The following is a 17,866-nucleotide window of genomic DNA, read 5'->3' on the forward strand; positions in this document are numbered from 1 at the left end:
TACTCCCCCCATGAAAGCTACCGGCTCGTCATGGCTGTCGTTGTGGTCCACCGACTCGCTGTTGTCGATCGGATCCCATGGCTCGGTGCTGTCCATCGGCAGCGTCGGCTCGATCGCCTCCGTCGGCAGCGTCGGCTCCGCAGGATCGGTGCTGTCCGTCGGCTCCACGCTCTCGATCGGGTCGGCTCTGTCCTGGCGGTCCCGCTGGTCGGTGATGGCTGACCGCTCCTTCGGAGCCGTGATGGGCACCCGTGAGCGGGCTGGCGCGCTGATCGGCCCGCCTGCGGCGTTGGCAGCCGTGGCGCTGGCAGCCTACGTCGGCTACCTCCTGGCGCGCAGCCGCCAGGACAAAGGTCGCTGATCGCCGCCGCCGCTATACGGCTGATGGAGTGGATCATTCGTACGGTCCGCGCTGCTGCTCAGTGACGGACACTGATGGGTGCGTTCGCTTGGGATGATGACCGAGTGCGAACCCCCTCGTCCGGACGACTCATCGCCGCCGGGATCCTGGCCCTCACCGCACTTCTCCTGGGCGGCCTCGCCGTAATCCTCAGCCGCCTCGGCCTGGAGCGCGCCGATCAGCTCGCGAGCGTCGTCGCGATGTTTATCGGGGTCCTCGCCTTCGGCGCGGCCGTAATCGCTGTGCGTCAGGGCCGGACGATTACGTCACCGGTGCGGACTCGGAGGCAGCGGACCGCCTGGGGCCGCCGTCCGCTCCGCGACGACGTGTGGCGGCTGCTCCAGGACATCGAGGCCGCCGCCGACCGGTCACCGAGCCGGCTGTTGCGCAACCGCCGGAACGAGGTGTCCACCGTCTACGTTCAGCAGCGAGTGGAGCAGCCACAGTCCGCCGAGAGCCGCGCCGACGAACGGCGGCGCCGGCTGAGCCGTTTCGCCGACGAGCGGCTGTTCCTTCCGTTCGACGAGCGCCCCCGGGTGATCCCGGTGCGCCGGCCGCTGGAGAAGGTCTTCGACCAGCACCGTCATCTGCTGATCGAGGGCGGTCCCGGCACCGGCAAGTCGACAACGGCAGCGCAGATCTGTCGTCAGCTGGCCAGGGCCTGGCTGCACGCCGACGAGCACGGGCGCCGGTTGACCGCGAAGCCTTTACTGCCACTGCTGGTCACGGCGCGATCGCTGGCCGCCCACGCTGGCCGGAAGTGGCCGGAAGCACTGGCGGCGGCCGCGTCGCAGGGCCTCGGCATGGCCGCCCGCGACTCGGTCGATCCGGCGCTGCTCGCCGGTCCGGTCGACGGCACCGAGTGGCTGATAGTGATCGACGGTTTGGACGAGGTCCCCAGCGATGAGCGGGAGACCTTCATGGCGGTGCTGTCCGGATGGACGGCCGCCGCCGATCGGCCGTGGCGTCTGCTGATCACGACCCGGCCGCTGGTCGGGCACGCCACGGCGATGCTCGGCGCCGGAGCGATCGGCCACTACACACTGCTGCCGTTCGACCGACGGATGCTCGCCGAGTTCGCCCACCGCTGGTTCGGTCCGTCGCCGGAGGGCGCCGACCAGGCCGCTGGCTTCCTGTCTCAGGTCGCGTCAGCCGGCCTGCACGAAATGGCGGCGGTGCCGTTGATGGCGACCATCGCGATCAACGTGTACGCGGACGATCCCGACTCCCGCCTGCCACGCAACCGCCACGACCTCTACGAGCGTTGCCTGCACTGGCTCCGGCAGCACAACGCGGCCCGCCGCAACTCGGCCCGCACTGCGCTGACCGCCGCAATGGACGGTGACCGCAACAACTCCGAACTGGTCGCCGCGCTCTGCGACCGCACGGACGATCTGGTCGAGGAGCTCGCGGTGGTACGGGTGCGCAGCCGCCGCTCGCTGGTCCTGACCGCGATGGAGTGGCTGCGCCGCGAGGCCGGTCCGGTCAGCGGCAGACCGCCCGAGGACATGGCGGAACTCGTCTCCGAGGTGCTGTTCAGCACGGGACTGCTCAGCCGCCGGGATGCAGGACCGGACTTCATCCACCTGACGTTCGCCGAGCACTTCGCCGCCCGGCGGTTCGCCGCCGAGCTGCCGGACCGTTTCGACGCGGACGACACGGGATGGCGCCGCGCGCTGCACCTCGCCGTCCGCAACGAGCCGGGCGCGATGGCGGTGCTGATCAGGTGGACCAGGTTCCATCCAGAGGACGGGGACCTGCTGAGCTGGCTGCTCAGCGGCGGGGCCGCCCACCGGGCCGCCGCGGTGCGGCTGGTCGCCGAGGGTGCCGCAGCCTCCGACCGGCAGCTCGCCGCCTGCCTGGACTCGCTTTCCGACCAGCTGTGGAGGGCTTCACCGCCCGGGGCGGTCGAACTGGTCGCCCCACTACGCCGATTTCCGGTCACGCCGATCCTCGTCGGCTGGCTCGCCCGACACCTCGAAATCGCGGAGCCTGGCTCGGCGGCGTGGGCCGCGCTAGCCGCCCTGCTCGCCGACCGGGATCGCTCACGACGGCCAGCCCTGGAGGCAGAACTGTTGGCCCAGGCAGGCGGGGGCGACTCGTTGACCGCGCGGCTAACCTCGGTGATCGCCCTGGAGAACATCGGCTCAACCCAGGAGGCGGAGCTCGCCGGGCTGCTCGCGGACGCACTGACGACGGCCAGCGGCACCATTTCGCAGCGGGTCGACGTCGCGAGCCACCTCATCGACCGGGAGGGCGACCCGAGGGACCGGGCGCTCCAGGTCATGCGGGAAACCCTCGGCGATGTCGCCGCGCAACCGTCCCAACGACAGGTGGCGGCGGAGGCCCTTGCCGAGTGGGACGACGCATCCCGTCAGCTGATCCTCGCCGAGCTTCGCGTCACCCTCGACAAGCCGGAACTCAACGTCTACGAGCTGACCGAGATAGCGGAGACCATGCTCGCCGTCAACCAAATCTGCCTGGCCGAAATCGCTGGTCGCTGTGGGTATTTTCTCTCTGAAATGAACATCGATGACGACGAGCGCATCCAGGCCGCACGGCTGTTGACCGAGTTGGGGCCGGAGTATCGCCCGGACGGGATCCGGTGTCTGCGCCACCTGTCATCCGCTGACGATGTGAGTCCTTACATCCGCAGGCAGGCTGCCGTGAACCTGGCACGAGTGGGCGAGGACCACTGGCCCGAGGTGATCGAAGCAGTATGCCGCGCACTGCGTGACATCGGAAGGTCGCCCAGAGGCACCGTTTCAGCTTGGTCCTCGCGGATGATCGAACGTGATCTGCGGGATCGGATCGCGAACGCGGTCGAAACGCTGACCGGTGAATCAACGCTTGATACCGCCGCCGTATCCCGCATCCGAGCTTCAGCCGTCGACCTGGACCCTCGTTTTCAGCCCGATGCGGATGTCGTCCTGCGGGTTGCCGCCGGCCGCTCATGGAAGGCCGAGGAGATATCAAGCCTTATCGCACTGTCCCGAGACTGTTCTCTACCCGTCGCCGCCGAGTTCGATCGGCATATTAAACGGATTCTTGCGAGCCCTGAGGTCGATCTTCCCGATGATACAGTGCGCACAGTAGCACACCAAACTCGCGTGGCTCGTGGTTTTGACCCGACTGTCGAGTCATTGCTCCACGGATTGATGATTGGGTCGTCGACACGGGTGGAAGAACGTCTCAATGCCGCACTTTATCTGATAGACCATCCCACGCACCGCACAGCCGCGACAAAAGTTTTGCTCGATATCCACGTCCCACCCTCAAAACGGTGGTGGCTGTTCAATGCTTACAGCAACCTGGTGGGCCGACACGCTCCCGCTCTCGGGGCCATGGAGACATACGCACGAGATCCGCACATAGCGTTGATTGATCGGGTTGACATGATCCCAGGGCTCATCGAGCGCGCACCTGAGCGGATGACATGGTGGCTGTCGCTGTTACGGGACATGCTGTCGGAGCGGACCAACGACCTCGAAGATCGCCGCTGGATCGCAATGAAGCTCGCGGAGAACCGGGCGGTGGCCGATGCCGCTCAGGTGCTGGAGCCGGCCGCTGCCGACGTTTACGCCCTGAACCATAACCGCATCGGTGCCCTTGCCTGGTTAGCGCAGACCGAGACGAACGGAACTGGCCGGTACCGCGCTGGGCTGCTGTCGTTCTTCTCCGACCGGTACGAGCCGATCGAGTACCGGGTACAGGCGCTCCAGGCACTCCTGCGCCACGGGGACGACCGGCACGTTCCCCCTCTGCGGCTGTCAGACGATCTGCTGTGGACCAATGTTCCTTCCGTCTACGACGCCCAACGCACAGCCGAGATACTGTTCCGCTCGCAGTGGGGGCGCGACACGGCCGTGCAACAGGCGATCGGTGACCTACTTCTTCGATCGCTGACGCGGCCATATCCCCTCGGCGGCTACGTCTCACCCGAGACCGGCCGTCGACTGGCCCGCATCGACGGTGCCGAAACGGCGGTCCGCGCCGCCCTGGCTGCCCGGCCGCCGACAACGGCGGCGGTCACCACCGCCGTCATGGCCTTCCCGGAGGAGGATTCCGCAGCGCTGACCGGCATCCAGCGGATCCTGGACGAGCCCGCCGCCACGCCAGAGGACCGAGCCCAGGTTCTGGAACTGCAACTCGACCTGTCGCCAGCGCACCGCGTACCCGCTGTAGAAGTACTTCATGCCGCGCTGTGCCCGCCGCATGACGACCTTGTGCCACCACCGATCGATCCGATCGACGCCGCCCGGTTGCTCTACCAGGTCGTCCACAGCAGAGCCGAGGCCGGCGCGGCGATCGCGGCGGTCGTCGGCGACAGCGAGGAGACCTGGCACCGCCGCCGCGAGGCCCGAGCCATCCTGGCAAAAGACGGCGGTCCGCACGGGCTCCGGCACGCCGACCTGTCGTTCCTCGCGGAGTCGTGTGACGACCGGCTGTCGTTGGCTGACCGCTGCGCCGCCCTGGTGCGGCGAGCAGACGAGGTGCCGGGCACCACGGCGGACACCCTTGACCGGCTCCGCAGCATGCTGACCGCCGCTGACAGCATTACTACCCGGACCACCGTCCAACTGGCCATAGCGACTATCGATCCCGAGCAAGACGAGCCCCTCACCGAACTCCTCGCGCTGCTGACCGCCAGCGACACCCCCTTCGGCACCGTCATCGAGATCGTGCAAACGCTGGCTGCGGGCACACCCGTCCAGCGACTTCGCGCTGGCCTGGCGACGGAAGAGATCCTCGAACGTTCGGGTCTCACTCCAGTGCGCCAGGCCGAGCTGCTCGCCCTGCTGGCGCGGATGCTCCCGGACACCGTACGCAGAGTGGTGACCGAGGCGACCGGCATCGCCGCCGACGCCGGCCTGCCCCCGTTCGTCCGAATCCGAGCGGCCACCATCCTGCTAGGCCTCGGATCGGGCGCCGCCGCGCGGCCGGCACACGACGTGCTCCACGACCTGCTGGACAGCCCAGGCACGCCCGGCTACCTCCGGGTGCTCGCCGGTCAGACCTTGCTCGACGCGCCCGGACCACGGCGCGCGGAGACCCGGGCACGCCTTCTGGAACTGGACGCCGCCCCGGACGATCGCCTGGCAGCAGCTGTCGCGGTGCTGCGCACCGACGGTCCGGAGCCGGCCGTTCGCCTATGCCCACGGGAGCCGTCGGCGTCCAAGCGCATGCGAGAGCTGCTGGCGCTGCCGGGTGCCAAGCCTTACACGATCCTGACCGCCGCGCGGGCACTCGGCAGCACGGGAGTCTGGGCGGACCGCGCAGCCGCCGCGACGACGATGCGCCAACTGGCCGACAACCCGGCAGCACATCCGTACGTGCGGTTCATGGCGCTGGCCGCGATCCCCGAGGTGGACTTCGCGGAAGCGGGCCCCTGCGCCCGCCGCCTGCTCGCGGTGATCACCAACGACGAAAGCCTGTTCGATCACCGGCGATGGGCAGCCGAAGCCCTGGCCAAGACGGCGCGTTCACACCAGTGCACCGCCCGCGACGCGCTCCAGACGCTCGACGGCGACCACCTCGACCCGCGCGCCCGCCGCCGGCTGCACCGATCCGTAGCCTCCATCTCCAACGGCTCAGACTGGATTCCCCAACAGGGAGACCAGTCATAGCCCGCCCGGGCCCGGCCTGCTGCCTGGTAGCCGGCGAGCGGCGGCGGGCTCGGAGGTACGCCCGGCGGCGGGGTGCGGCTCAGCGCTTGACGGTAGCGACGAAGGCAGACCAGGCGGGCGGGTCGAAGGCCAGGGTGCCGCCGGTGCGGTCCTTGGAGTCGCGGACCAGCACCCGGCCGGGCAGGTTGTCGGCGACCTCGACGCAGTCACCGCCGGAGGCGTTCGATCGGCGGGACGTGCGCCACATCGGCTCGGTGGTCATAGCTCCCTCAACTGTTGCCGGATCAGATCCCGGGACTGGGCCGCGTTCAGGGCGAGCGCGTTGACAGTGTGCCACGCCCGATCGAGCCCGGTCACCCGCGCCGGCTCGGTGACCAGCCGGCCCTCGAAAATATCCTCCATGTATCCAGCGAGTGCGCCGTTGTCGAGCGAGGCGAGCACGAACGACACCGACCGGCCGATGTGCATGCCGACTCCGTCCGGCACCACGTGCACGAAGGTCCGGTGGCGCTCCGACTCGGCCAGCAGCCGCTCCAACTGTGCCTTTGCCATCGCCGGGTGCGCCGAGCGCAGCGCCGCCATGTCCATCATGAACACGCAGATCGCCGGATCCTCGCGGCCCAGCACGACGGACTGGCGCTCCATCCGGACGGCGAGCAGCTCGTCGACCTCGCGCTGACTGCGCAGGCCGCTGTCCAGCACCGACCGGGCGTACTCCTCGGTCTGCAGCAGGCCGGGAACGAGAGACGACTGGTAGTACCGCAGGGCGGTGGCAGACTCCTCCAGCTTGGCCCACGGGCGGAACCACACCGCCTGGGCCATCCTGCGCCGCTCCCGCTCCAGCTCACGGGCCTCGGCCGCCTCGGCCGCCGCCTTGCGGACCCGGTCGCCCGAGCCGAAGAACTCGTCCAGTCGCGCGGCGGTGTCCGGTTGCGGGACCAGCCGGCCCTGCTCGAAGGCGGCGATCAGCGAGCCGGAGACCAGGATCGCCTCACCGACCTGATCCTGGGTGACGGAGCGCTCGCTGCGCAGCTGACGGAGGATTTCCGGAAGTGTATTCACGGTGCACACCTTTCGGATACAGGTGATTGTCCGGTAGATGGGTGCGGATTGCCGCTGACCTATCTTCCGCTTAGCGGCTGGAGAAGTCCAGGGTGGAGCGGAGGGAATTTCGACTCGACACTCCACCAGGGAGGTGAACGGATGCCGAGAAACGACGGGATCGGCGGACTACCGCGACAACTACGCCGGCTGCCCGGCAACGCCGGCCCGCAGCACACCACCGCACACGATGACGTGATCACCCACGCCCGGCGGCTGGTCACCCGGCACATGCCCCGCCGCAACGACGGCTGCCTGCCGTGCGGGCAGGTGTACTGCCGGCCGTTCCGTAAGGCACTGGCCTACCTCGACCGGCACCGGGATCCGGCGGCCAGAAGGGTCCGCGCGGTACTGCAACTACACGGCCTGCAACCACCGGAAATGGTGCCCGAAAGGATGGACGACAATGAGCAACAGTGATCTTCCGGTCGAGGTCGGCGACGTGATCAAGATGTCGGAAACCGATTACCGGTACGGGATCGGCGCGCTTCGACTGCGGGTGCAGCACGTGGGCGACGTGTCGATCGAAGACGGGATCCGATGGGTGCAACTGATCGGCGCACAGATCAACTACGACGGCCGGGACGGCGTCACCCGACACATCCAGGCCCGGCTGGTGGCGCTGCTGCGACCGGGGGCGGTGATCCGGCCGGTCCGGCACCACCGGCCGGCACCACCGGCACATCCGGCAGGTGGGTACACCGACCCGGGCTGGCGCACGTGACACCGCAACCACGTGAGCCGGGACCACGTGACACCGTAAGCAGGTGAGGCGTACCAGGTGGTGGGCGGTCGGGGCGGCGGTCGGCGCGGTCGGCGGGGCGGTGACCGTGACGGTCGCGGTGGTCGCCGGTCCCGGTCCGGGACTGCGCGGGTACGTCAGCGAGTCCGGGGTCGGCGAGGGCGGCTCCGTGGTGGCGTACCAGTCGGGGCTGCTTGCCCTGGCGGTGAGCCTGCTGCTGCTCGCCGGGGCGCTGCGCCCGGTCCGCGCCGCCGCCTGGCTGCTGGTCGCGGCGGCCGGCGCGACGACGGTCTCGGCGACCGTCTCCTGCCGGGACGGCTGCCCGCTGCCGCCGCACGATCCGGTCACCGTGACGGACCTGGTGCACGGCGGGGCCAGCATCGTCGCCGTCGCCTGCTGCGTCTTCGCGATGATCGCCGTGTTCTGGTCGCCGGTGTCGACCTACCCGCTGCGTCGGCTGGCGCTGCTCGGGGCCGCCGCCGCGCTGCCGCTGTCCGCCGCGGTCGGGCTGGGCATGCTGCTGGTCGGCGGCGGGCTGCTGGTCGGCACGTTGGAGCGGCTGCTGTTGCTACTGATCGTGGTGTGGTGCGTGGCGACGGCAGGGCAGGTGACCCGCGACCCGACCTACTCCGATCGCCGAAACTACGTGATCCCGCCGGTCCGGCCCACCAGATGAGCACGCTCACCACCCGGCGCATCGGGCGACCACCCGCCCGGCGTCGGCCCGGCCGATCACCCGTCCGACGCCGGGCGGTTCCTGTCGGTGCCCAGGTGGCTGGCCACCGCCGGCTGGACGGTGCTCGTCGGCGTACTGGCCGTCCTGGTGGTACCACCGCGCGGGTGACCCCGGATCCGTGTGCCACCGTGGGCCGGCTCTACCGGGTGTCGCTCGTCTAGCTCTCGACCAGCCCGAGCCGGTGACGGGACCGCGCGTCCGACTCCGACCGGACGGCCGCCGTCAGAACAGGACGGTGGCGAAGGAGCCGACCCGGCGGAACCCGCACCGGTCGTAGACCCGGCGGGCGGCGGTGTTGTAGTCATTGACGTACAGGCTGACGGTCGGGGCGATCCGGCGCAGCGCGTCGCGGACCACCGCCGCCATCGCCGGGGTAGCCAGCCCCCGGCCGCGCCAGACCGGATCGACCCAGACTCCTTGGACCTGCGCGGTGTGCCGGGTGACGACGGCCAGCTCGGCCTTGAAGACCACCGTGCCGTCGACGATCCGGGCGTACGTGCGACGGGCCCGGACCAGCTCGGCGACCCGCCGCCGGTAGCCGCGCCCGGCGTCCTCGGCGACCGGGGAGACGCCGACCTCCTCGGTGTACATGGCCACCGCCGCCGGGAAGAGCAGGTCGATCTCGTCGGGCCGGACCAGGCGCACCCCCGGGTCGGCCGGCACCGCCGGCGGCCGGTCGGCAATCAGCAACGGCTGGTCGGTGCAGATCTCCCGGGCCGGGCCCCACTGCCCGCCGATTCGTTCCCACAGCCCGAGTACGGCATCGGCCCGACCGACGATCGACGAGCAGACCCGTTCCTCGTTGGCGAGCCGGTCGGCGAACGCCGCGACCGCAGCCGGCGAGGCGTGCACCGGGGTCAAATGCCCGCCGAGCCAGCACAGCGACTCGAGTTGGCGGCGGGGCCCGTAGCCGAAGACCCGGCCGTCCGTACGCCACCAGGCCAGTCCGCGCGCGGCGATCCGCTCCGCGACCTGCGGCGCGGCATAGGGGTCGAGGTCGAGGATCCGCTCCACCGCCCCACGCTCGGTCTCCCCGAGCTGCCGCACCGGCACCGTCAGCACAGTTACCAGCCTGCCAGATCCGATGCCGCCCGGCAGACCCGATCCGGGCACCAGGGGTCAGGCGCTGCCCCGCACCACCAGTTCGGTCGGCAGGATCACTGCGGCGTATGAGTCGCCGGCCAGGTGGCCGAGCAGCAGCCGGACCATTTCGGCGCTGATCCGCCCCAGCGGCTGGCGGATGGTGGTCAGCGGCGGCAGCGACGCGGTGGCCACTTCGGAGTCGTCGAAGCCGCCGACCGCGACGTCCTGCGGCACCCGGCGGCCGGCCCGGTGCAGCGCGGCGATCGCCCCGGCGGCCATCAGGTCGGAGCTGACGAAGACGGCGTCGAGGTCGGGGGCCTGGCGCAGCAGCTGCTCCATCGCCGCCTCTCCCCCGGCCCGGGTGTAGTCGCCGGTGACCACCAGCCGGGGGTCGGTGTCGCCAAGCACGTCGTGGTAGCCGGCGAGGCACTCGACCCCACCCGGGGTGTCCAGCGGGCCGGTGATGGTGGCGATCGTCCGGTGCCCCCGGGAGCGCAAATAGGAGACCATCTGCCGGGCGCCGTCGCGGTCGTCGGCGGCGACGTAGCTGACGTCGCGTTCGTGACCGAGCGGTTTGCCGCAGACCACGAACGGCAGGCCCCGCCCCTTCAGTTCGTCGATCAGCGGGCTGCCGGCGTGGGTGGAGACCAGCAGCGCGCCGTCGACGTGGCCGGCGGTGACGTAGCGGCCGACCCGTTTGCGGTCCTCGGAGGTACCGGCGATGGTCAGCAGCAGGGTGATGTCCCGCTCGGCCAGCGCCTGGGTGCAGCCGCGCAGCAGGGCGTTGAAGTTCGGGTCCTCAAAGAGCCGGTCCTGCGGCTCGGACAGGATGAACGCCACCGAGTCGGACCGCTGGGTGACCAGGCTGCGGGCGTGCTGGTTGACCACGTACCCGGTCTTGCGAACGGCCCGTTCGACGGCCTCGGCGGCCGGGCCGCTGACGTTGTGTCCGCCGTTGAGCCACCGTGACACGGTCCCCCGGGACACCCCGGCGACCGCGGCGACGTCGTCCATAGTGGGGCGGGCCCGCTCGAGGCGGGCCCGGTTACGCTCGGTTCCGGCCACGGTCACATTGTCTTCCTTAGGCCTTGATCGATCCGGATAGCAGGTCGATCCGCCAGTACCGCTGCAGGGAGAGGAAGAGCGCCACCAACGGAATGATCGACAACAGCGATCCGGTGATCACCAAACTGTACAGGGCCGGGGTGGTCGAACCCCGGTTCAGCAGGGTGTACAGGCCAAGGGTAACGGGAAACTTGTCGTCGTCGGCCAGCATGATGAACGGCAGCAGGAAATTGTTCCAGATCGCCACGAACTGAAAGAGGACACCGTGATCAGGCCGGGGACCATCATCGGCACCGCCACTTGGCGGAAGATCCGGAACTCGCCGGCGCCGTCGGTGGGGGCCGCCTCGATGACGGTGTCCGGCACCGCCGCCGCGTAGATCCGGGCCAGGTATATGCCGGACGGGCTGATGATGCTGGGCAGCAGGATCGACCAGTAGGTGTCGGCCGGCCCGACCTTGGCCAGCAGCAGGTACTGCGGTACGGCGAGGATCACCCCGGGCACCAGCACCCCGGCGAGCAGCGCGGTGTTGGCCACCCAGCGCCAGAACTGCCCACCCCGGTACGTCATTACCAGCGCCGGGGTGAGCAGCAGGATTTTGATCCGCCAGGCGATCTGCAGCTCCGAGCAGCCGTCGATGCGGGCCGACTCGTACAGCTCCGGCGAAATGGCCCGCAGGGCGGTGAACAGCACGATCATGTTAAATTCGCCGCCACCCCTGAGCGCGATGTTGACGACCGCTTGGAAGACCGTGCCGGTGTCGAGCAGGTCGGGCTGCGGCCCGCCGAGCCAGTCGAGCATGTCGTTGAGCGGGCTGGTCACGGGCAGGTAGAGGAACCCCCAGAGCAGGCTGGCAATCACCGCCGGGACGGCGTACGGCAGGAAGATCGCGACCCGGCTGAAGCGTTGCAGGCCGCGCCGGGGGCGGTCCAGCAGCAGGGCGAACAGCAGCGCCAGGCCGAGCATCACCGGCATCAGCAGCGCGCCGTGGCCGAGGACCCGCAACGCCCCGGTCAGCAGCGTCGGGTCCGCCAGCGCGGCCCGATAGTTCGCCAGGCCGGCGAAGACCTCGCTGCGCGAGCCCCGGCCAGCCCGAGGCCGGAGACCTGCACCTTGTGCAGGCTCAGGTGGACGGCGCACCCGATGGGCAGCAGGAAGGTCAGCACGAACAGCGGCGTCACTGAACTCATTCGGCGCTCATTCGGCGATCGAGAAGCCGTCAGATGGTGACAGGGGAAAACAGCTGTGAGCGCTCACGGTGTTGGTGCCCTACGTGCTGTGTCGAAAGCCACATCGGGGCTGACTCCGCTGCTGTGGCATGTGAAATCATGTCGGTGTTGTGTTGGGAGCGCGCACAGTTTCGGAGTGTCACATGGTGCAGAGACCACCGATCCCCCGGCTGGACCGGCTGGCGTACGGCGGGGACTACAACCCCGAGCAGTGGCCGGCCGAGGTCTGGCCGCAGGACGTGGCACTGATGCGCGCGGCCGGAGTCAACCTGGTCAGCGTCGGGATCTTCTCCTGGGCGCTGCTGGAACCGGCCCCCGGCGAGTTCGACTTCGGCTGGCTGGACGAGGTGCTGGACCTGCTGCACGACGGCGGGATCGCCGTCGACCTGGCCACCCCGACCGCCGTACCGCCGGCCTGGTTGCGTCGCGCGTACCCGGACGCCCGGCTGGTCGACCGCACCGGCGCGGTGCTCGGCGGCGGCGCTCGGCAGTCGTTCTGCCCCAGCTCACCGGCGTACGCCCAGGCCGCAACCCGGATCACCGAAGCGATCGCCGCCCGGTACGCCGCCCACCCGGCGCTGGTGCTGTGGCACGTGCACAACGAGTACGGCGGCGCCAACGCCCTCTGCTACTGCACCGGCTCCACTCAGGCGTTCCGCGACTGGCTGCGGGAGCGCTACGGCGACGACCTGGCTGCGCTGAACACCGCGTGGGGCACCAGCTTCTGGGGGCAGCGCTACGGCGACTGGGCGGAGGTCGAGGCACCGACCGCCGCGCCGACCGCCGTCAACCCGGCCCAGCAGCTGGACTTCCTGCGGTTCTCCTCCGACGCACACCTGGCCAACTTCCGCCGCGAGCGCGACATCCTGCGCCGGCACACCCCCGACGTGCCGGTGACCACCAACTTCATGCTGGCAAACTGCAAGACGTTGGACTACTGGCGGTGGGCCGACGAGGTCGACGTGGTCGCCAACGACCACTACCTGCAGGCCGAGCGGGCCGAAAACGCGATCGAGCTGGCGATGTGCGCCGACCTGACCCGCTCGGTGGCCGGCGGTCGGCCGTGGCTGCTGATGGAGCACTCCACCTCGGCGGTCAACTGGCAGCCCCGCAACATTGCCAAACGCCCCGGCGAGCTGGCCCGCAACAGCCTCGCCCACCTGGCGCGCGGCGCCGAGTCGGTGCTGTTCTTCCAGTGGCGGGCCGCCCGGTTCGGGGCGGAAAAGTTCCACTCGGCGATGGTGCCGCACGGCGGCACCGGCACCCGGATCTGGCGCGAGGTGGTCGCGCTCGGCACCGAGGTGCTGCCCCGCCTCGACGAGCTGCGCGGCACGACGGTGGTCGCCGACGCGGCGATCCTGTGGGACTGGCAGTCCTGGTGGGCCGTGGAGCTGGAGTGGCGTCCCTCGGTCGACCTGGACTTCCGGGAACGGGTCGAGGCCTGCTACGAGCGGCTGTGGCGCGACCGGTTGACCGTCGACTTCGCCCACCCCGAGGCTGCGTTGGACGAGTATCCGCTGGTGGTAGTGCCGAGCCTGTACCTGACCACCCCGGCGGCGGCGGAGAACCTGCGCCGCTACGTCGCCGACGGCGGGACTCTGCTGGTGTCGTACTTCTCCGGCATCGTGGACGCCACCGACACCGTCCACCCGGGCGCGTACCCGGGCGCGTTGCGGGACCTGCTCGGGTTGACCGTGGACGAGTTCCTGCCGCTGCGCGCCGACGAGTCGGTCGAGCTGGGTGAGGGCCGGACCGTGCTGGAGCAGAGCCTGGCCGGGCCGGACGGCCGGTTGACCGGTGATGTGTGGGCCGAGGCGGTGGAGCTGGCCGGGGCCGAGGCGGTGCTGCGCTACACCGACGGCCCGGCGGCCGGGGGTCCGGCGGTCACTCGGCACCGGTACGGCGCCGGCACCGCCTGGTACATCTCCACCCGCCTCGGCGCCGCCGCGCTCGCCCCGGTCATGACCCAGGTGTACGCCGACGCGGGCATCGCACCGCCGGCCGGCGTCCCCGACGGCGTGGAGCTGGTCCGCCGGACCGGGCCGGCAGCCGACTACCTGATCGCGATCAACCACTCCGCCACCGACGCCAAGGTGCCGCTCCCAGCGGAACTGCCGGGCACCGGGGCGGAGCTGATCACCGGCGCGAGCTGCGCCGGGACGGTGACGGTGCCGGCCGGACAGGTACGGGTGGTACGCCGGGGGTGACGACACCTGATGACAGGGATCGGCGGTGATGATTCTGGGAGCGCTCTCAGTACTTCATCGTTGCGACGGCTCACACCGGGCACATCACCACTCCACAGCGGACCGGTGCGGCCGTAAGCGCTCCCAGGGCTTGTCCCTGTCGAGGAGGGCGCACACCGATCCGGCGTACGCGGCAGTCGTCGACACCAGGATGTCGGACGTCATCGGCTTCGTTGCCCCATTTGCGCGACAGCGCGCGGATCGCCGACTGGCAGTCGGGCGGCGGGCGGTCAGTCGCTGGTCACCAGATCCGCCGACCGAGTTACCCGTCGGCCCAGCTGAGCGTTTACCCACCTGTCGCCTGCCTCGCGGACCAGGAACAGGAGCACCAGTGGAACTACGACGATCACGCCCGAGCCGGCAGCTGGCTCAGGTGCTCGTGGTCATGCTCGCCCTGCCGTGTGTGGCGCTCGCCGGCCGGGGTGCCTACGACGCCGGGGTCACTGGTGTCGGATACGCCCGGTCACCGGGTCAACTGGCGTCGGACCGACGTCTGCACCACGACTTCGAGAAGATCCGCCGCGAGTTCGTCGCGACCGTGCCGCCGGGCAGCCGAGTGCTCATCGATCCGCCGCTCAAGCATCTCTGGCTGCAGCGTTTCAGTGAGTTCACCGCGCTGGCCGGCGGCACCGTGGTCACCAACCGCCGGGACGCCGAATACCGGGCCAGCCTCGTCCACCGGGACACCACGGTGGGCCGCCGGTTCGACGTCGAGCTGACCGTGCTCCAGCCGACGGTGCCACAGCCGGCGGTGCTCGACTGATGTCCGCCGATCACCTGCTGACGGTCGCGCTCATCGTGGCAGCAGGGCTGCCGCTGACGTTCACGATCGTCCGGTCCATGCCCGTCGCCCTGCTGCTCGCTCCGCTCGCCACGGCGCTGGTCAGCACGGTCGCGGTAGTGCTGATGCTGGTCTTCGGCGCCAATTTCCGCAGCTGGCTGGCAACGGCCTTCATGATCACCTGGGCGGCCTGCGGCTGGTGGCTGCGCCGACCACAGCCGGCTCCACCCACCGTACCTTCGCTGGCCGGCGCACCGTGGCTGGCCGTCGGCGTCACGGCCGGTGTGCTCGCCGTACCGTTTCTTCTCGTCCTGCACCCGCCGACAAGTTGGGACGCGCACTCGATCTGGTGGCTGCACGCCGGGTACTTCACCTACGACGCAGAGATCGCCCGAGCGGCGATGGCCAGCCCCGGCTTCGCCTTCTCGCACACCGACTACCCGCCACTGGCCTCCGCACCGGTCGCCGCGGCCTGGAGCCTGTTCGGCCAGAGCTACCGGACCGCGCAGGTGGTGTCGGCCGTGACCACGTTCTCGGCGGTCGCCGCCGCCGTCGTGGCGGTCGCGACCGCGTTCACCCGGAGCCGACCCTGGCTCGCCTGGCCCGCCGGGGTCGCGGTCGGACTGGCGACCTGGGCGACCGGAGCGGAGTACGTGGCCGCCGGCTACGCCGACGCCCTGTGGTCGGCGTGTCTGGTCGGTGCCGCCGCGGCTCTGCTGCTCGGCCGCGATCCGTTCGCCCGTCCCGCTCTCGGGCTGGTGCTGCTGACCGCCGCCGTCCTCAGCAAGAACGAAGGACTGGTGGCCGGCGGCATCCTCGCCGCCCTGGTGACGGTCCGGGAACGCCGTGACCTCGGCCGGGCGCGGCTGGTCTGGCTGCCGGTCGGGTCGGGCCTGGCCTGGGTCGGGCTGTCCCGCCTGGTGGGTTCGACATCGGACATCGAGCAGGCCGAGCCGCTGGGCAGTTTGTTCGGCGACACCGCCCGCCTGACCAGCCGCCTGCCCCCCACCCTCGACGCGCTGTGGGAAACGGTCGGTCCGCTGGTGGCCGTGGCCGTCTGCTGTTCGCTGGCCGGGGCCCTGCTGGTCCGTCAGCGACGTGCCGCGCTCGGAGCCGGGTCGGACCTTTGGATCTGGCTACTCAGCTGCGGGTACGCGACGACGCTGGTGGCCACCTATGTGACCGGGCCGTCGGACGTCGACTGGTGGCTGGGCGCGTCGGCGGACCGGGTCACCGTCCCGATCGCCATGCTCGCCTGTCTGAGCGCAGTGTCGTGGCTGCTGGCAGCCGTGAGCGACCGCGACGGGCCGGTCGGTACGCCGGAGCGGTCGGGAGAGTCCGCGGCCGGTGACCACCCGCCTGCGGCTGCGGCCTACCAGGCGGCCGGTGCGTAGTCCTTCAGGAAGCAGCCGAACAGGTCCTCGCCCTGCTCGCCGCGGACGATCGGGTCGTACACCCGGGCCGCGCCGTCGACCAGGTCCAGCGGCGCGTGGAAGCCCTCGTCGGCCAGCCGCGTCTTCGTCGGGTGCGGCCGTTCGTCGGTGATCCAGCCGGTGTCGACGGCGGTCATCAGGATGCCGTCGGTCAGCATCTCCCGCGCGCTGGTGCGGGTCAGCATGTTCAGCGCGGCCTTGGCCATGTTGGTGTGCGGGTGACCGGGCCCTTTGTAGCCGCGGCTGAACACTCCCTCCATCGCCGACACGTTCACCACGTACTTGCGCCGGGCAGCCGCAGCGGCCATCGCCGGTCGCAGCCGGCTGATCAGGATGAACGGGGCGACGGAGTTGCACAGCTGCACCTCCAGCAGCTCCACCGCGTCGACCTCGTGCACCCGCTGCACCCAGCTGTTCACCGGGTCGAGGTCCGGCACCAGCCCACCGGCGTCGATCGCGGTGGCCAGGGCGATCCGGTCCGGGGTGGCCGAGCCACTGGTCAACGCCAACGCGGTGAGCGCCTGCGGGGTGATCGCCGACGGCTGCGACGGTCCGGCGATCGCCGTCGCGGTGGTGCCTCGGCCACCGACCGAGGCGAAGCTGACGATCTCCGGCAGCGGCCCGTCGGGCAGTGGCGCCGACTCCGCGGCGACCAGCTGGGCGTACGCGCCGGAGCTGCGCCGGACGGTCTGCGCCGCATTGTTGATCAGGATGTCCAGCGGACCCTGCGCGGCCACCGCATCGGCGACCGCGATCACCTGGGCCGGGTCGCGCAGGTCGACGCCGACGATTCGCAGCCGGTGCAGCCACTGGTCGCTGTCGTCCATGGCGGCGAACCGGCGGGCGGCGTCCTGCGGGAACCGGGTGGTGATCGTGGTGTGCGCGCCGTCGCGCAGCAGCCGCAGCGCGATGTACATGCCGATCTTGGCCCGGCCGCCGGTGAGCAGCGCCCGGCGGCCGGTCAGGTCGGTACGGGCGACACGGCGCTCGTGGTTGAGCTTGGCGCACGGCGGGCAGAGCTGGTGGTAGAACGCGTCCACCTCCCGATAGCGCTCCTTGCAGATGTAGCAGGCGCGGGGCTGGCGCAGGATGCCGGCGGTGGCGCCGACGGTCGACGACACCAGCGGGACGCCTTTGGTCTCGTCGTCGATGCGCCCAGGTGCCCCGGTGGCGGTCGCGGCGGTGACGGCCCGGTCGGCGGAGAGGACGGCGTCGCGTCGCTCGGCCCGCCGCTGGCGCTTCACCGACTTGTACAGCTTCGCGGTGGCCCGCTGCACCCGTACCACGTCCGGATGGTCGGACGGCAGCGCCGACAGCGCCTCGATGACGTCGAGGCAGACCGCCAGCTGCGCCGGGTCGACCCCGGCCGCAGCCGGCTCACCAAGCGGCCGTACGTCGTCCACCGTCATTGGATTCCTTCCGT

Annotated in this window: 14 protein-coding genes; 8 read left to right on the forward strand and 6 right to left on the reverse strand. The window is 70.4% G+C overall.

Going from position 1 to position 17,866, the window contains the following annotated elements; translation table 11 throughout:
• Window positions 1-10 precede the first annotated feature (10 nt).
• Together ACFHW1_RS06530 and ACFHW1_RS06535 are read left to right on the forward strand one after the other, a co-directional pair.
• Entirely contained in the window at window positions 11-361 is a 351-nt protein-coding gene (locus ACFHW1_RS06530) for a hypothetical protein (RefSeq protein WP_416552992.1), read from the forward strand.
• 104 nt (window positions 362-465) lie between these two features.
• A complete protein-coding gene (locus ACFHW1_RS06535; RefSeq protein ID WP_416615063.1) occupies window positions 466-6,027 on the forward strand; it encodes an NACHT domain-containing protein in 5,562 nt (1,853 codons plus the stop codon).
• Between the two features lie 79 nt (window positions 6,028-6,106).
• Here ACFHW1_RS06535 and ACFHW1_RS06540 read toward each other — a convergent pair whose 3' ends face one another.
• Together ACFHW1_RS06540 and ACFHW1_RS06545 are read right to left on the reverse strand one after the other, a co-directional pair.
• A complete protein-coding gene (locus tag ACFHW1_RS06540; protein WP_281553935.1) occupies window positions 6,107-6,289 on the reverse strand; it encodes a DUF397 domain-containing protein in 183 nt (60 codons plus the stop codon).
• Entirely contained in the window at window positions 6,286-7,089 is an 804-nt protein-coding gene (locus tag ACFHW1_RS06545) for a Scr1 family TA system antitoxin-like transcriptional regulator (protein WP_416552997.1), read from the reverse strand. The genes ACFHW1_RS06540 and ACFHW1_RS06545 overlap by 4 nt, the downstream gene beginning before the upstream one ends.
• 141 nt (window positions 7,090-7,230) lie before the next feature.
• On the opposite strand from ACFHW1_RS06545, the gene ACFHW1_RS06550 reads away from it, so the two are divergent.
• From ACFHW1_RS06550 to ACFHW1_RS06560, 3 genes are read left to right on the forward strand one after another with little or no spacing between them, the layout of a single operon-like run.
• Window positions 7,231-7,548 carry a hypothetical protein gene (locus ACFHW1_RS06550; protein WP_123600563.1) on the forward strand — a complete coding sequence of 106 codons (318 nt, stop codon included), beginning with the start codon at window positions 7,231-7,233 and terminating at the stop codon, window positions 7,546-7,548.
• On the forward strand, window positions 7,535-7,852 hold the full coding sequence (locus ACFHW1_RS06555; RefSeq protein ID WP_416552999.1) for a hypothetical protein: 318 nt from the start codon (window positions 7,535-7,537) through the stop codon (window positions 7,850-7,852). Before ACFHW1_RS06550 ends, ACFHW1_RS06555 begins: the two co-directional genes overlap by 14 nt.
• Window positions 7,853-7,895: 43 nt before the next feature.
• Window positions 7,896-8,546, forward strand: coding sequence for a DUF998 domain-containing protein (locus ACFHW1_RS06560; protein WP_416553001.1), 651 nt, complete (start codon window positions 7,896-7,898; stop codon window positions 8,544-8,546).
• A gap of 282 nt (window positions 8,547-8,828) precedes the next feature.
• Here ACFHW1_RS06560 and ACFHW1_RS06565 read toward each other — a convergent pair whose 3' ends face one another.
• From ACFHW1_RS06565 to ACFHW1_RS06575, 3 genes are all read right to left on the reverse strand, one after another.
• Window positions 8,829-9,668 carry a GNAT family N-acetyltransferase gene (locus tag ACFHW1_RS06565; RefSeq protein WP_416615064.1) on the reverse strand — a complete coding sequence of 280 codons (840 nt, stop codon included), beginning with the start codon at window positions 9,666-9,668 and terminating at the stop codon, window positions 8,829-8,831.
• A 57-nt stretch (window positions 9,669-9,725) separates the two neighbouring features.
• Window positions 9,726-10,754, reverse strand: a complete 1,029-nt coding sequence (locus tag ACFHW1_RS06570) for a LacI family DNA-binding transcriptional regulator (protein WP_416615066.1) — start codon at window positions 10,752-10,754, stop codon at window positions 9,726-9,728.
• 156 nt (window positions 10,755-10,910) lie between these two features.
• The gene (locus tag ACFHW1_RS06575) at window positions 10,911-11,894 is read right to left on the reverse strand and encodes an ABC transporter permease subunit (protein ID WP_416553007.1); all 984 of its coding nucleotides are present in this window, start codon (window positions 11,892-11,894) and stop codon (window positions 10,911-10,913) included.
• A 232-nt stretch (window positions 11,895-12,126) separates the two neighbouring features.
• Here ACFHW1_RS06575 and ACFHW1_RS06580 point away from each other — a divergent pair, with 232 nt between their 5' ends.
• From ACFHW1_RS06580 to ACFHW1_RS06590, 3 genes are all read left to right on the forward strand, one after another.
• A complete protein-coding gene (locus ACFHW1_RS06580; RefSeq protein WP_416553009.1) occupies window positions 12,127-14,190 on the forward strand; it encodes a beta-galactosidase in 2,064 nt (687 codons plus the stop codon).
• A 370-nt stretch (window positions 14,191-14,560) separates the two neighbouring features.
• Window positions 14,561-14,992, forward strand: a complete 432-nt coding sequence (locus ACFHW1_RS06585) for a hypothetical protein (RefSeq protein WP_416553011.1) — start codon at window positions 14,561-14,563, stop codon at window positions 14,990-14,992.
• Window positions 14,992-16,404, forward strand: coding sequence for a hypothetical protein (locus tag ACFHW1_RS06590; protein WP_416553013.1), 1,413 nt, complete (start codon window positions 14,992-14,994; stop codon window positions 16,402-16,404). Before ACFHW1_RS06585 ends, ACFHW1_RS06590 begins: the two co-directional genes overlap by 1 nt.
• Here ACFHW1_RS06590 and ACFHW1_RS06595 read toward each other — a convergent pair.
• A complete protein-coding gene (locus ACFHW1_RS06595) occupies window positions 16,383-17,852 on the reverse strand; it encodes an SDR family NAD(P)-dependent oxidoreductase (protein WP_416553015.1) in 1,470 nt (489 codons plus the stop codon). The genes ACFHW1_RS06590 and ACFHW1_RS06595 overlap by 22 nt on opposite strands.
• Between the last annotated feature and the right edge of the window lie 14 nt (window positions 17,853-17,866).

The organism is Micromonospora sp. LOL_014 (genome assembly GCF_048060245.1).
Lineage (GTDB): Bacteria > Actinomycetota > Actinomycetes > Mycobacteriales > Micromonosporaceae > Micromonospora_E.